This window comes from Prevotellamassilia timonensis, from assembly GCF_900106785.1.
Lineage (GTDB): Bacteria > Bacteroidota > Bacteroidia > Bacteroidales > Bacteroidaceae > Alloprevotella > Alloprevotella timonensis.
This window is the reverse complement of the sequence record NZ_LT629834.1, coordinates 108,862-123,112: the sequence shown is the minus strand read 5'-3', so window position 1 is coordinate 123,112 and position 14,251 is coordinate 108,862. Positions and strand designations below refer to the sequence as shown.

The window sequence follows — 14,251 nt, the reverse complement described above, 5'->3', positions numbered from 1 at the left end:
CATTAGAGCTAGCGTTTTGAGCTAGCGTTTTGTGGTAGCGTTTGATGTTAGCGTTTGGTGGTAGTATTTAGTGCTTGCGTTTCCTTGCAGCGCGTTTAGGCTACTTAAAATCCCCCAAAGCGGTATTGTATTTGTTGCTGATTTTGAATCCCCCATGCTGCGGGGCGCCTCAGTGTGCAAACAAATCCTTGAGCACAGCCAACGACTTGAGTTCGGGGAAGTTTGGCACGTGCAGCCGGTAGTAAAGGTTGATATACTCGAGCAGGCGCGAGCGCTCGGCACCATTGAAATGGAAAAAGCGCATGGTGTCGTAGCGCATACGCATGAGTTTCGGCACCAAGGCCGCATCGCGCGGCGCCAGAAAGTCGGCATGCGACGGCTGCTGTGCGGTAAAACACGAAGCCCGCAAGTCGAAGTAGTCGCCCTCATGTGCGTCCTCCACATTTGGCATAAACCCGAGGAAGTGCGTCAGGCGCAGCAGAAACACCAAGTGAAAGTTGGCAAAGCCCGACTGGCACACGTCGAGCCACTGCACTGAGCGCAGCACGTAATTGAATATGGTGTGCGAGTCGGGCTCCTGTTTGATGGCATGGTGCAACACTTCGGCCACAAACATGGCAATTGACAGTTTGTAGGGGTCGGTGGGCAGCGAGCACAATGGCCATGCCACCTGCACCGCCTTGGGCCGCTGCAGGTTAGCCTTTGGGCGGTGCTCCCACTCCAGGTCGAGAATGGCCAGCGGCTGAAACAGCGTGTGGCGCACCGCGGTCCGCTTTGAGCGGCTAATGCGCACAATCATGCCCAAGTTGCCCTGATTTTCGGTCAGCAGGTCGGCAATGAGCTGCTCGTCGTTGTATTTTGTGATATGTAAAACTATGGCTCGCGATTTCATAATGACATTTGCGGTGTACGTGCGCACGGTTGTTTTTGCGTGCGTACACAATATTATATACTCAAGTTCCGGATTTGGCAAGTGCGGGCTGAAGGCCCAAGTATTTACTTAGCCCAGGGCAAGCGAAGCGGCACCCTGGGTATCGCGTGTTGAAGCAGTCGCGCCCTGTAAGGGCAAAAGTAAAAAGCTCTGTTACTGTTGCCCTTACAGGGCGTAACTTTTGCTTTCATATCAACCCAGGGTGCCGCTTCGCTTGCCCTGGGCTATGAAGAACATTGGGCCTTCAGCCCGTCTTTGTTAAATCCGAAACTTAGGTTATATATACGCGTGCGCGCTATTATATATAGTAATATGGTTAAACGGGGAGGGCGTGCGGGTGTGGCCGATGTGCCAAGAGGCTGTTTGCGCAGCCTTAACCAGCAGTTGCGCTCTGTTGTGCAAAAGTACCGATTTGGCGTTTTATAGCCACCGAAAGCACGTAAAATTGGGCGCAAATGCACAAAAATGCACTTTTTTGAAAAAAAACAGGCGTAACATTTGGACGGAATAGTAGAAAGTACTACCTTTGCACTCGCAAATGAGACAAACGGTCACGCCTCAAGCAGACGGGCCACTAATCACAACGCGATGGTCCCTTCGTCTATCGGTTAGGACGAGAGATTTTCATTCTCTAAAGAGGAGTTCGACTCTCCTAGGGACTACTAATAATAAGAAAATAAGAAATGGCAAACCACAAATCATCTGTAAAAAGAATTCGTCAGACGGCGTCTCGCAGACTGCACAACAGATATTACGCTAAGACTATGCGTAACGCAGTACGTAAGCTCCGCGCTACGACTGACAAAGCAGCTGCAACAGAACTTCTGCCGAAGGTTCAGAAGATGTTGGACAAGCTTGCTAAGAAGAACATTATTCACAAGAACAAGGCAGCTAACATCAAGAGTGGTGTGATGGCTCACATCAACAAGCTCGCCTAATACAAGTTTTTGGTTCATAAGGTAAAAGGTTTAATCCTCTGCAGAGTTCGCTTTGCAGAGGATTTTTGTTGTTGGTACACACGTGGCATACGATATACCAAACGTTTGGTATTGCTAAAGGGGGCAAACGGCCGTAACTTTGCACTCGTAAACTAATAAGTAGGTATTCAAAATTAGTTTATATAATCATGTTCCGAATTAGTCGATATGCCTTGGCGCATTCTTTCGTCCATAAACATAGGTTTCATCGGTCACGTAGCCCGCTACGCTCCCTCTTCGACCTATGTTTCTGAACGAAATACTGCACCAATTCATATCAACTAATTTTGAACACCTACTTAACAAATACATTTACATCTTATGAGCCAGATTTATCACTCACTTACTGAACTCGTGGGCAACACGCCGTTGCTCGAAGTGTCTAACATCGAAAAGGAGCTTGGCCTCAAGGCACGTCTGCTTGTCAAACTCGAGTATTACAACCCCGGTGGCAGCGTAAAGGACCGGGTGGCACTTGCCATGATTGAGGATGCCGAACAGACGGGCAAATTGCAGCCCGGCGGCGTGATTATCGAGCCTACCAGTGGCAATACCGGCATCGGACTGGCGTGGGTGGCATCGGTAAAGGGCTACCGCCTCATTCTCACCATGCCCGAAACCATGAGTTTGGAGCGCCGCAACCTGCTCAAGGCCCTCGGTGCCGAACTGGTGCTGACACCAGGCGCCGAGGGTATGAAGGGAGCCATCAAGCGCGCAAAGGAGTTGCAGCAGGAGCACCCGGGCAGCTTTATACCGCAGCAGTTTGAAAATCCTGCCAACCCCGCCGCCCACACCCGTACTACGGCCGAGGAAATATGGCGCGACACCGACGGCAAGGTCGACGCCTTTGTGGCCGGTGTAGGCACTGGCGGCACACTGAGCGGCACGGCACGCGGCCTGCGCAAGCACAATCCGGCTATCGAGGCCTACGCTGTTGAACCCGCTACGAGCGCTGTGCTCGAGGGCAAGCCTTCGGGTCCGCACAAAATACAGGGCATTGGCGCAGGTTTTGTGCCAGGCAACTTTGACGCCTCGGTGGCAACGGCCATTGTGCCCGTTGAGGACAATGACGCCATTCGTGCCTCGCGCCTTTTGGCCAAAAAGGAGGGACTGCTGGTAGGCATTTCGTCGGGCGCCGCCTTACACGCCGCCATCGAGTTGGCCAAGAAACCCGCCTACGAGGGCAAGACCATTGTGGCCTTGTTGCCCGACACGGGCGAGCGCTACCTGTCGACTGTGCTCTATGCCTTTGAGGAATATCCCGTATGATTATAATTGCTGACAATCAACCACTAACACGCGATGCGCTGACCACCTATCTGGCTGGTCAGCCTTTGCGATTTGTAGGCCACAAAGCCGAACTGGCAAAGGCTTTGCAAGCCGAGCCGGAGGCGTTGGTGGTGCTCGACTTCACACTGTTCGATTTTGCCACCCCCGAGCAGTTGCTCATCTATTTGCGTCGCTTTGCCCATGTGCATTGGTCGTTGTTGTCGGCCGAATTTGCCGAGGGATTGCTGCGCTTGTTCGGGGCAGAGCCTCAGGTGAGTTTCCTTACAAAGGACTGCACGCGCACTGATGTGGTGCAGGCTGTTTACCGCATTTCAAATGGCGGTCGCGAGGTGTGTCCGTCAGTGTCCGACGTGTTGCGTGCACGTGCCACAACACAACAGAACCTGCCGCGCCTCACGTCCACCGAAACGTCCATTCTCACTTTAATGGCCGAGGGGCTCACGGCCAAGGAGATAGCTGCGCGGCGCAACTCGTCGGTGCATACCATTGTGACGCACAAGAAGAACCTCTTCCGCAAACTCGGCGTGTCAACGGCCTACGAGGCAGTGCGCTACGCTCTGCGTGCCGGATTGGCCGACCCTGTGGAATACTATATTTAATGTGGCAATATGCTAATGGGCTGACGCCGTAGCGTGGTTTGGCAGCCGCTAACGCGGAAAACAAAAGAGCATAAGGACATAAGAACATAAGGGCTGACGCCGTAGTGTCACAACTTGTCACGCTACGGCGTCAGCCCTTATGTTCTTGAGGCCACGCGGACGTCAGTCCGTGGTCTTCAGCCGCGCAGCGGCCTTATGTCCTTATGCTCTTATGTTCTTCTGTTTACCGCGTTAGCGGCTGCCAAGTCACGCTACGGCGTCAGTCCGTTAGCATATTAGAGCATTGTCGCATTAGCATATTCCCACATTGTCACATTCCCACATTCCCACATTGGCGTATTAGCTTATTTTTTCGTACCTTTGCCCGATAAAGGCAATATACGCTATGAACCCTCCCGAAAGTTACACCAATTTGTTACGGCAGACGGTGGAGGAATTGTCCGACACAAGCAAGATGCAAGGACTCTTCCATCAGCACCGTCATGGCGACCCCTTGCCCTCTTCGGCAGCGCTCGAAGAGATAATAGGGCTGTGCCGCGCTGTGCTCTTTCCAGGGTATTACGGAAAAAGCACACTCAACGCCGTCACTGTGCGCTACCATATAGGTATGGAAATTGAGCGCCTCTTTGCATTGTTGACCGCACAAGTGCAGGCCGGACTCTGTTTCGGTCAGCAGGACGACGACTGCCGATGTACGGGAGTAGATTTCCACACAAAGGCCGAGGCCATAGCTGCCACACTTATCAGCATGTTGCCACAAGTGCGCCGCACGCTCGCCACCGATGTAGAGGCCGCCTACCTGGGCGACCCCGCCGCGCAGAATAACGGCGAGGTGATAAGCTGCTATCCGGCCATACGCGCCCTGACGTGTTACCGCATAGCCCACGAGCTTTATCGCCTCGATGTGCCGCTCATTCCGCGCATCATCAGCGAACTCGCACACAGCGAGACGGGCATCGACATTCACCCGGGGGCACAGATAGGCGAATACTTCACCATCGACCACGGCACAGGCGTTGTGATAGGCGCCACCTGCATCATTGGCAATCATGTCAAGCTCTATCAGGGCGTGACGCTCGGAGCCAAGAGCTTTCCGCTCGATGTCAATGGCAATCCTATCAAGAACAATCCGCGTCACCCCATACTCGAGGACGGCGTCATAGTCTACTCCAACGCCACCATATTGGGCCGCATCACCATTGGCCGCGATGCCGTGATAGGTGCCAACAAGTGGGTGACACACGATGTGCCCGCTGGCCAAAGGGTGTGACACAGCCACCAAGCGTGGCAACGTGGTGTAACGCACAAGTGCTGCCACCACAACACTCCCCCCTTACGTCTGTTAAAACCATACGCATATAGGCTGGCAATGCAGCTGCCAAAACCGCATTTGCCGGCAAACTCCACAAACGATTATGCAAGAATTTGAACTCATAGCCAAAACCTTTCAAGGACTTGAAGAGGTGCTGGCACAAGAACTCACCGAACTTGGTGCTAACAATGTGCAGATAGGCCGCCGCATGGTGTCGTTCACCGGCGACAAGGCCATGATGTACCGCGCCAACTTTTGTTTGCGCACGGCCATACGTGTGCTCAAACCCATCAAGCACTTCAAGGCCAAAGGAGCCGACGACGTGTACGAGGCTGTGCGAAAGATTGACTGGAGTCAGTACCTCGACCTCAACACCACCTTTGCGGTAGACTCGGTAGTGTTCTCCGACGAGTTCCGTCACTCTAAGTTTGTGGCCTACAAGGTAAAGGACGCCATTGTCGACTATTTCCGCGACACAACCGGCGAGCGCCCCAACATACGCATCACCAACCCCGATGTCAAGCTCAACATACACATTGCCGAGGACGACTGCACCCTATCGCTCGACTCGTCGGGCGACTCGCTCCACCTGCGCGGCTACCGCGTGGCCACAGTCGAGGCCCCCATCAACGAGGTGCTGGCCGCCGGCCTTATCAAGCTCACCGGCTGGCAGTACGATTGCGACTTTATCGACCCCTTCTGCGGTTCGGGCACATTCTTGGTAGAGGCAGCCCTCATGGCCCGCAACATCTACCCCGGCGTGTTCCGCAAGTCGTTCGGTTTTGAAAAGTGGAAAGACTTCGATGCCGAACTCCTGCAGGAAATTTACGACGACGACTCACAAGAGCGCACCTTCAGCCACCACATCTACGGCTACGACATCAATGTGCCGGCAGTAGAGAGCGCACTGAAAAATGTGCGCAGCGCCGGTGTGGCCGACATCGTCACCGTGCAGCAGCAGGACTTCCGCAAGTTCACTGCCCCCGCACAAAAGTCCATCATCGTCACCAACCCGCCCTATGGCGAACGCCTTACCCCGCCCGACATCTTGGGCCTGTACCAGGCTATAGGCAAGGTGCTCAAAAACGAGTTTCAGGGTGGCGAGGCATGGATTATCTCGTCAAAGGCCGAACTGTTTGAAAACCTTGGCTTGCGTCCCAGCCTCAAGACACAGATATTCAACGGCAAGCTCGACTGCGACTTCCGCAAGTACCAGCTGTTCAGCGGCAAGCTTAGCGACTTCCGTGCCGAGGGTGGCAAGGTGAAAACCGACGTAGAGCGTCGGTTGATGAGCGACCAGCGCCGTTTCCGCACCAACCGCGACGAGTTCAAAAAGCGCTTTGACGATGCAGAACGCCACGACGAGGACGACGACCTCGACCCCGCATACAAAATACTGCGCCGCAAGCACCGCGAATTTGAACAGCTGCACGCACCCCGCAAACCCAAGCGCGATGGCGACGATGCCAAGAAGGGCGGTTTCAAAAAAGGCGGTTTCAAGAAAGACGGCTTTAAGAAGGGCGATTTCAAAAAGGGTGATTCCAAGAAAGGCGGCTTCGGTGGCAAAAAGCGCGAAGGCGGTTTCAAGAAAGGCCCGGGTTTCAAACAGAAAGGCGACTTCAAGCGCAAGGCCGGCTTTGACAGATAATACATATAAATAAAATCTATATACCGAAGATGCGGCCCGGGCACACTAATGCACAGGCCGCATCTTTGCAATATGTCATACACCATACAAATGAAAATCAAACACTTAATCGTGGCAGCCGTGGCGCTGCTCATAGGTACCAATGCCATGGCACAGACAAAGAAAAGTTTCACCCTCGAGGATTTGATGTGGGGCGGCAACAACTACGCCAACATCATGCCCAAATATTACGGCACCGCCTTCTGGGGCGACCGCCTGCTCAAGCTCGACGTTGACGAAGTAAGCACCCTGGCCAGCAACAAGGGCAAGGCCGAAAAGCCCCGTGTGCTCTTTACCACCGACCAGCTCAATGCAGCCATCGACACCGCCAAGTATGGCAAGGTGTACAATCTGCTTTACGCCCAGTTCCCCTCGGGCAGCAAATCCGAGGTCTACCTGCAAACAAGCAAACTCAACCTGCTCTACAACTGGCAGCAGCGCAAGGTGGTGTGGAGCACCGAGCGCACGCCGGGCGCCTATGCCAACGACATGAGCCATTATAGCCACAACGAGGCTTTTGTAAAGGATTGGAACCTCTATGTCAAGACCGCCGACGGCAAAACCCACCAAGTGAGCACCGACGGCTCACGCGAGTTGCAGTACGGCCTTAGCGTACACCGCGACGAGTTCGGCATACGCAAGGGCACCTTCTGGAGTCCCAAGGGCCACCTGCTCGCCTTTTACCGCATGGACCAAAGCATGGTGACGGACTATCCCCTTGTCGACATCAACCACCGCGTGGCCCAGCTCGCCCCCGAAAAGTACCCCATGGCCGGCATGACCAGCCACAAGGTAACCGTGGGCGTGTACAACCCCGCCACCGACAAAACAGTCTACCTGCAGGCTGGCGACCCCACCGACCGCTATTTTACCAACATAGCGTGGAGCCCCGACGAGCGCACCATCTACATGTTTGAGTTGCCCCGCACACAGGACAAGGCCGAACTCGTGGCATACGATGCACACACCGGTGCACGCAAGGGCGTGCTCTACACCGAAAGCAATGCCCGCTACGTAGAGCCGTGCAACCCCATACAGTTCCTGCCGTGGGACGCCACAAAGTTTGTCATGCAAACCCGCCGCGACGGCTACAACCACCTCTACCTCTTCACTGCCGACGGCCGCCAGCTCAGGCAGCTCACCAAGGGCCAGTTCGAGGTAATCAGTGTGCTCGGCTTCAACACCAAGGCCAAGAGCATCATCTACCAAAGCAACCAGGACAACCCCATACAGTACAGCAATTATAGCGTGAATGTGGCCACGGGCAAGGTGGCCCGCCTCGACAATGGCCAGGGCACACACTACGCCGCCCTGTCAGAGAACGGCCTCTACCTGTCCGACCGCTGGTCATCGCCCACCACCTTCCGCCAGTACGACCTGCTCGGCACCACCCAGCCCGCAGCAGCCGTCAAGTTGCACGCCGATGCCGACCCTTGGAAAGCCTACAATGTGCCCGAAATCAGCGGTGGCAAAATCAAGGCTTCCGATGGCAAAACCGACCTCTACTACCGCCTTGTAAAGCCCGTCGGCTTCGACCCTGCCAAAAAGTACCCCACAGTAGTCTATGTGTATGGTGGCCCGCACGCCCACAATGTGGAGGCAGCGTGGAACTATCTGGCCCGCCCCTGGGAGATATACATGGCACAGCGCGGCTACGTCATCTTTGTGGTTGACAACCGCGGTTCCGAAAATCGCGGTTTCGAGTTTGAGAGCTGCACCCACCGCCACCTTGGCGACATCGAGATGCAGGACCAGCTCGAGGGCGTCAAGTTCCTCAAGTCGCTCCCCTACGTTGATGCCGACCGCATTGGCGTACACGGCTGGTCGTTTGGCGGTTTCATGACCACCAACCTCATGTGTTCTTACCCCGACGTGTTCAAGGTAGGTGTGGCCGGTGGCCCCGTTATCGACTGGAAGTTATACGAGGTGATGTACGGCGAGCGCTACATGGACACCCCGCAAGAGAACCCCGAGGGCTACGCCTCGTCGTCGCTCCTCAACAAGGCCAAGAACCTCAAGGGCCGTCTCCAGATAATTGTAGGCTACAACGACCCCACCTGCGTCATGCAGCACAGCCTGTCATTCCTCCGCGCCTGCGAGGACGCCGGCACCCAGCCCGACTACTTTGTCTATCCCGGCGACGGTCACAACATGATGGGCCACGACATGGTGCACCTGCACGAGCGCATCACACGCTACTTCGACGACTATCTTAAAAAGTAAGACGCTCAAAGCCTTAAAGCTATGATGGTGTCTCACGAAAGATACATACATTAAACACACATCACGCACACCAATCCGGCAGTGGACGAGCAAAAGCAGTCCGCTGCCGGATTTTTGGTACACCATAGGGCCGCGGAGGCCTCAAGCGGTATGGTTTGTGCCCGAAAATATGTTGTACAACATAAAACGGCTATTTGCTATTTGCGCATGCACTTTTGTGCGGTAATGTGGCGGTAATTCACAGAAACGAAAGAACAGAACAACAATAACTAAACTAAACGCTATGACTAAGAAACTGGCCACACTGGTGGCAATGCTCGCGTGCTGCGTATTTGGTGCGCTGGCACAAAGAGTGGCAACCACACCCGTAACTGATGTGCAGACGGGCGTTTATATGTTGCGCATGAAATCGGACCGCATTCCAGGTACAGATGGTGCTTGGGTGTATTATAAGGACTCTCATGCATACGGTGAGAGCGACAATACCGCATTGAAGGTAGTAACAGAGAACCCGTTAAGCGAGGACCACTACACCTACCTTTGGAGGGTGGTAAGGAAAGACGATGGAAAAATCACCATACAGAGTTTTACAGCTAACACTTATTGGTCTAAAGCTTCGGGCGGACAGAGTAAAACATTGGGGTTTGTCAGCGAAGACGACAAAAAATGGGTGCCCAATGACTTCCCGATGAATGGAACCGAGAATGCTTTTGCGCTTGTGTCAGACGGAAGTGGCTTCAAACTCAAAACCACAAGTGCTCATAAGTATTATACAGGTAAGTTTGGAAGATACACAGAGCATAATGACGAGGTGGAAGTCTACGTAGTTGACAATGTGAACCTAAGCAACTCCGACAAGGCCAATGCTCCGCACAACATTGGCTACCAACAAACGTCTACTACACGCAGCGACATCACCTTTGAGTTTTACGAGGTCACCCAATTCCCCGAGAAAGTGTCTTTCACCTACAACTATCTCTACGGTGGCGATAGCAAAAAGACCGAGAAGTTTGAAGTCTACACTTACAAACCTTATCCCGCAGTAACGGTTCCCGACTTTATCAAGGCAAATGCGCCAGAGGGCGAGATAAAGCCCGAGGATAATGGCACAACCATCAATATAGAGTGTACCCCCGACTTGCCCTTCACCCTCAGCACCGATGCCAACCGCGTGTACTATTACCTGGTAGCGGGTGCTGGCACCGAAGGACGCACCATGCTCTATGCTAATGGCGAAGATCTGAATTTGCGTGCTGAGGCACAGGCCGACAACCTCACCGCCATGCGCAACGATTTGTGGTATGTGACAGGCAACCCCTACGATGGTTTGAAGTTCCATAATGTGGGGAGCGGCACGACTGCCATGTCGTATTTGGCACTTTCTAATTCTATTTTGACACAACTTTGGCTGTCACCTGGCGCAGCTGGTGGGCATGACACTTGGAAAATCTACAAAATTTCCGACAAAGCCTTTGGTCTTTACGATTACAATAATTGGGGAATAGGCAGCGGCAATGTAGCGTGGAAATTCAATGGCTCCAAGGTCTCTTTCGAAAAGATTGACGCCAATGCCCCCAACACCAGCGATGCCTTTGCATTCCAGGCCATCGAAGCCACTTATGTCCTCCCCCTCCACAACTCCGAGGCCGACAATGCAGCCTTTGCCACCACATGCACACCATTCAACTTTGCCATCGTGGGCGACGATGTGAAAGCCTATGCCGGCAAACTCAGTGCCGATGGCAAGGAACTCGACATGAAAGAAATCGAGGGCAATGTGCCCGCCAACCAAGGCGTCATACTCAAAGCCGCCATGGGCGTGAGCGAGGTAACCGTCAAGGTGGTCAACACCGCCGATGCCATCGACAACGATCTCAAAGGCACAAACGACGAAATGACCGACCTCAGCCAGGTGTATGTGTTCGGACGCGACAAAGTCACCCGTCGCGTGGGCTTCTACACCGCAGCAGGCGATGCTCCGCTGCCCGCCAACCGCGCCTACCTCGACAAGCCCGCACAAGAGGCCGTCAATGCCGTGGCCATGAACTTTGGCAATGGCATGGTTACAAACATCAACACCGCCATTTCAGCACAGAGCGCCGATAACGCCCCCATCTACGACCTCAGCGGCCGCCGCGTGCAGCGCACCGTCAAGGGCAGCCTCTACATCAAGGGCGGACGCAAATTCATGGCACAGTAATCGCACGCACACACTTAAACTAAACACAAAAACGACATAATGAAAAAGCAATATATACGTCCCGCCATGCAGATTTACCAGCTCGGGCTCGACGAAAGCATACTGATGAACGTGTCTGGCGGCTCAACCGACGACCGCTGGAGCAACAAAAAGGAATGGGACAATGCCGGTTGGAGCGATGACGACGACACCGCTGCCGCCGAGAACTAAACACCCAACCGCACAAAACACATGGCGCACTGCAAGAAACCAAACCTGCAGTGCGCCTTTTTCGTGTCATAATAGCTACCTTTGCACATTATGAATGTAAAGATACACCCCTCGTGGGCCACACAGCTGCAGAGCGAGTTCGATGCACCCTATTTCAAGCAGCTCACCGACTTTGTGCGCCACGAATATGCCCAAGGCACGTGCTATCCCCCAGGCAACGAAATATTCAACGCCTTCAATCTCTGCCCCTTCTCCCAGGTGAAGGTCGTCATCATCGGCCAAGACCCCTACCATGGTCCCGGACAGGCCGAAGGTCTGTGCTTCTCGGTCAAAGACGGTGTGCGCATGCCCCCGTCGTTGGTCAACATATTCAAGGAGATTGAGGCCGACACCGGCCGTCCCATGCCCGCCACAGGCAGTTTGCGCCGCTGGGCCGAGCAGGGCGTGCTGCTGCTCAACGCCACCCTCACCGTGCGCGAGCACCAGGCCGCCTCGCATGCCGGCCACGGCTGGGAGACATTTACCGATGCCGTCATACGCCAGCTCTCTGCCCAGCGCGATCACCTCGTATTCATACTCTGGGGCAGCTATGCACAAAAGAAAGGCCAGGTAATCGACCGCTCGCGCCACCTTGTGCTCTGCTCGGCACACCCCTCGCCCCTGTCGGCCTACCACGGCTTTTTTGGCAATCACCACTTCACTCTGTGCAACGACTACCTTATCAAACATGGCATATCGCCTATTAACTGGTAACGCACATGAGTTGACAAGTTAACAAGTTAACAAGTTGAAAAGTAGGTTTGCATAGCCTTTTCAGACATCCCGCCATTCAGCTTAACATGATAAGCAATGTATGGCATACTTACTTGTCAACCCGTCACCCCGTTAACCAAACACACACAATTTATGGATCAACGTATACCACCAATCATACAAGTGGGCGACGTGTTGCTGTCGTCCGACATATTAACCGAATGCTTTTGCTGCGACCTCGACGCCTGCAAGGGCCAGTGCTGCGTTGAGGGCGACAGTGGTGCTCCGCTCACCCTCGACGAGGTGGGCCAGCTTGAGAGCGTGCTCGACGACGTATGGCCGCAGCTCAGTGCCAAGGCACAAGCTACCATCGACCATCAGGGCGTGGCCTACACCGACAGCGAGGGCGACCTCGTTACGAGCATTGTCAACGGCCGCGACTGTGTGTTCACCTGCTATGGTGCCGACGGCTGCTGTTATTGTGCCACCGACAAGGCTTATCGCGAGGGGCGCACCGCCTGGTGCAAACCCATATCGTGCGCCCTTTACCCCATACGCGAAAAGCGTTTCAGCAACGGCACGAGTGGCTTGCACTACCACCGCTGGAGTGTGTGCCACGCGGCTGTAAAGAAGGGCCGCGAGCTCAATCTGCGCATATACCAGTTCTTAAAGGACCCGCTCATTCGCCGTTTCGGACAGGCGTGGTACGACGAGCTGTGCGACGTGGCAGCGCAGTTGGGAATATGTTAATATGACAATGTGCTAATCTCAAGCACAAACAAGTCGCAAGCTCCAAACGCTACCTCTAATGGGGGCGACGCGTCCCGCGTCGGGGCATTAAGGCAATGTTCATACACTAAATTAAGGCTCACAGACAGCAGTAATTACACTTCTGTCTGTGAGCCTTTGCCTTAATGCCCGACGCGGGACGCGTCGCCCCCCATTAGAGCGCAATACCCTGGCATAACAGTTCTTTCCTTGGCTTCAAATCCGCTTACCCTGTCAATCTGATAGAAAACGCTACCACTAATGGGGCGACGCGTCTCGCGTCGGGGCATTAAGGAAAGGCTCACAGACAGAAGTGTAAATACTGCTGTCTGTGAGCCTTTATTTAGTGTATGAACATTGCCTTATTTTCCCGACGCGAGACGCGTCGCCCCCATTAGAGCGCAATTCCCTGGCATAACAGTTCTTTCCTTGGCTTCAAATCCGCTTACCCTGTCAATCTGATAGAAAACGCTACCTCTAATGGGGGCGACGCGTCTCGCGTCGGGAATAAAGGCAAAGGCTCACAGACAGAAGTGTAGATACTGCTGTCTGTGAGCCTTTATTTAGTGTATGAACATTGCCTTATTTTCCCGACGCGGGACGCGTCGCCCCCATTAGAGGTAGCGTTTGGAGTTTGAGTTTAGCACATTACCCCATCAGCATATTATCGTGCACCGCTTGCAAACGTCAGCCTGTGATACGGCGTCAGTCCGTGTTCGGCAATCCCCTCGCGGTGCTGCTTGGTAGGGTATCCCGCATTGCGGTCCCAACCATAGTAAGGAAACTCCTTGTGCAATTCGTGCATATAGTCATCGCGGTACGTCTTGGCCAGGATAGAGGCCGCCGCAATGGCCAGATACTTGCCGTCACCCTTCACAATCGTTTGGTGCGGCACATCGTGGTACGGCTTAAAGCGGTTGCCGTCCACAATCACAAATTCAGGACGTACCGCCAGTTTGTCAAGCGCGCGGTGCATGGCCAGTATCGACGCGTTCAGAATGTTAATCTCGTCAATTTCCGCTGCCGTCGCCACCCCCACGGCCCAAGCCACTGCATCGCGCTCTATCACCTCGCGCAAGGCATAGCGGCGCTTTGCCGAGAGCTTTTTAGAGTCGTTCAGTTCATCGTTGGTGTAGCCAGGTGGCAGTATCACCGCTGCGGCATACACACTGCCTGCCAGACAGCCACGTCCGGCCTCGTCGCAGCCAGCTTCAATAAGTCCTTGCGTGTTGAATATGGGTAAAAGCATAGTTAGGGGGATAGGGGGATTGGTTAACGGGTTGACAGGTTAACGGGTTGAC

General features: G+C 54.2%; 12 protein-coding genes and 1 tRNA gene. 11 read left to right on the top strand and 2 right to left on the bottom strand.

Features of this window, described 5'->3' with window-relative positions:
* Positions 1–169: 169 nt before the first annotated feature.
* Positions 170–892, bottom strand: a complete 723-nt coding sequence (gene recO, locus BQ5453_RS00775) for a DNA repair protein RecO (protein WP_071121744.1) — start codon at positions 890–892, stop codon at positions 170–172.
* 629 nt (positions 893–1,521) lie between these two features.
* Between recO and BQ5453_RS14250 the strand changes: the two genes are divergently transcribed.
* The 11 genes from BQ5453_RS14250 to BQ5453_RS00730 all read left to right on the top strand — a co-directional run bounded on the left by BQ5453_RS14250 (position 1,522) and on the right by BQ5453_RS00730 (position 12,932).
* Positions 1,522–1,593: transfer RNA gene (locus BQ5453_RS14250), tRNA-Glu, on the top strand.
* Positions 1,594–1,614: 21 nt separating this feature from the next.
* Complete coding sequence (gene rpsT / locus BQ5453_RS00770; RefSeq protein WP_022103147.1) at positions 1,615–1,869, top strand: 30S ribosomal protein S20; 255 nt, start codon at positions 1,615–1,617, stop codon at positions 1,867–1,869.
* A gap of 360 nt (positions 1,870–2,229) precedes the next feature.
* On the top strand, positions 2,230–3,177 hold the full coding sequence (gene cysK / locus BQ5453_RS00765) for a cysteine synthase A (protein WP_071121722.1): 948 nt from the start codon (positions 2,230–2,232) through the stop codon (positions 3,175–3,177).
* A complete protein-coding gene (locus tag BQ5453_RS00760; RefSeq protein ID WP_071121721.1) occupies positions 3,174–3,797 on the top strand; it encodes a helix-turn-helix transcriptional regulator in 624 nt (207 codons plus the stop codon). The genes cysK and BQ5453_RS00760 overlap by 4 nt, the downstream gene beginning before the upstream one ends.
* A gap of 385 nt (positions 3,798–4,182) precedes the next feature.
* Positions 4,183–5,067 (top strand): serine O-acetyltransferase EpsC, encoded by an 885-nt coding sequence (epsC, locus tag BQ5453_RS00755; RefSeq protein ID WP_071121720.1) that lies wholly within the window; start codon positions 4,183–4,185, stop codon positions 5,065–5,067.
* Between the two features lie 145 nt (positions 5,068–5,212).
* A complete protein-coding gene (locus BQ5453_RS00750) occupies positions 5,213–6,757 on the top strand; it encodes a THUMP domain-containing class I SAM-dependent RNA methyltransferase (protein ID WP_083361070.1) in 1,545 nt (514 codons plus the stop codon).
* A gap of 90 nt (positions 6,758–6,847) precedes the next feature.
* On the top strand, positions 6,848–9,019 hold the full coding sequence (locus BQ5453_RS00745) for a S9 family peptidase (protein WP_071121743.1): 2,172 nt from the start codon (positions 6,848–6,850) through the stop codon (positions 9,017–9,019).
* A 283-nt stretch (positions 9,020–9,302) separates the two neighbouring features.
* Positions 9,303–11,219, top strand: a complete 1,917-nt coding sequence (locus BQ5453_RS00740; protein WP_071121718.1) for a hypothetical protein — start codon at positions 9,303–9,305, stop codon at positions 11,217–11,219.
* Between the two features lie 39 nt (positions 11,220–11,258).
* On the top strand, positions 11,259–11,429 hold the full coding sequence (locus BQ5453_RS14245; RefSeq protein ID WP_022103140.1) for a hypothetical protein: 171 nt from the start codon (positions 11,259–11,261) through the stop codon (positions 11,427–11,429).
* A gap of 90 nt (positions 11,430–11,519) precedes the next feature.
* Positions 11,520–12,182 (top strand): uracil-DNA glycosylase, encoded by a 663-nt coding sequence (ung, locus tag BQ5453_RS00735; protein WP_071121717.1) that lies wholly within the window; start codon positions 11,520–11,522, stop codon positions 12,180–12,182.
* A 153-nt stretch (positions 12,183–12,335) separates the two neighbouring features.
* Positions 12,336–12,932 carry a DUF3109 family protein gene (locus BQ5453_RS00730; RefSeq protein WP_071121742.1) on the top strand — a complete coding sequence of 199 codons (597 nt, stop codon included), beginning with the start codon at positions 12,336–12,338 and terminating at the stop codon, positions 12,930–12,932.
* A gap of 682 nt (positions 12,933–13,614) precedes the next feature.
* Here BQ5453_RS00730 and BQ5453_RS00725 read toward each other — a convergent pair.
* Entirely contained in the window at positions 13,615–14,199 is a 585-nt protein-coding gene (locus tag BQ5453_RS00725) for a ribonuclease HII (protein WP_071121716.1), read from the bottom strand.
* Between the last annotated feature and the right edge of the window lie 52 nt (positions 14,200–14,251).

Excerpts from the sequence above, each read along its gene's own strand:
- recO (WP_071121744.1), bottom strand. The coding sequence starts at position 892 with ATGAAATCGCGAGCCATAGTTTTACATATCACAAAATACAACGACGAG.
- rpsT (WP_022103147.1), top strand. The coding sequence starts at position 1,615 with ATGGCAAACCACAAATCATCTGTAAAAAGAATTCGTCAGACGGCGTCT.
- cysK (WP_071121722.1), top strand. The coding sequence starts at position 2,230 with ATGAGCCAGATTTATCACTCACTTACTGAACTCGTGGGCAACACGCCG.
- BQ5453_RS00760 (WP_071121721.1), top strand. The coding sequence starts at position 3,174 with ATGATTATAATTGCTGACAATCAACCACTAACACGCGATGCGCTGACC.
- epsC (WP_071121720.1), top strand. The coding sequence starts at position 4,183 with ATGAACCCTCCCGAAAGTTACACCAATTTGTTACGGCAGACGGTGGAG.
- BQ5453_RS00750 (WP_083361070.1), top strand. The coding sequence starts at position 5,213 with ATGCAAGAATTTGAACTCATAGCCAAAACCTTTCAAGGACTTGAAGAG.
- BQ5453_RS00745 (WP_071121743.1), top strand. The coding sequence starts at position 6,848 with ATGAAAATCAAACACTTAATCGTGGCAGCCGTGGCGCTGCTCATAGGT.
- BQ5453_RS00740 (WP_071121718.1), top strand. The coding sequence starts at position 9,303 with ATGACTAAGAAACTGGCCACACTGGTGGCAATGCTCGCGTGCTGCGTA.
- BQ5453_RS14245 (WP_022103140.1), top strand. The coding sequence starts at position 11,259 with ATGAAAAAGCAATATATACGTCCCGCCATGCAGATTTACCAGCTCGGG.
- ung (WP_071121717.1), top strand. The coding sequence starts at position 11,520 with ATGAATGTAAAGATACACCCCTCGTGGGCCACACAGCTGCAGAGCGAG.
- BQ5453_RS00730 (WP_071121742.1), top strand. The coding sequence starts at position 12,336 with ATGGATCAACGTATACCACCAATCATACAAGTGGGCGACGTGTTGCTG.
- BQ5453_RS00725 (WP_071121716.1), bottom strand. The coding sequence starts at position 14,199 with ATGCTTTTACCCATATTCAACACGCAAGGACTTATTGAAGCTGGCTGC.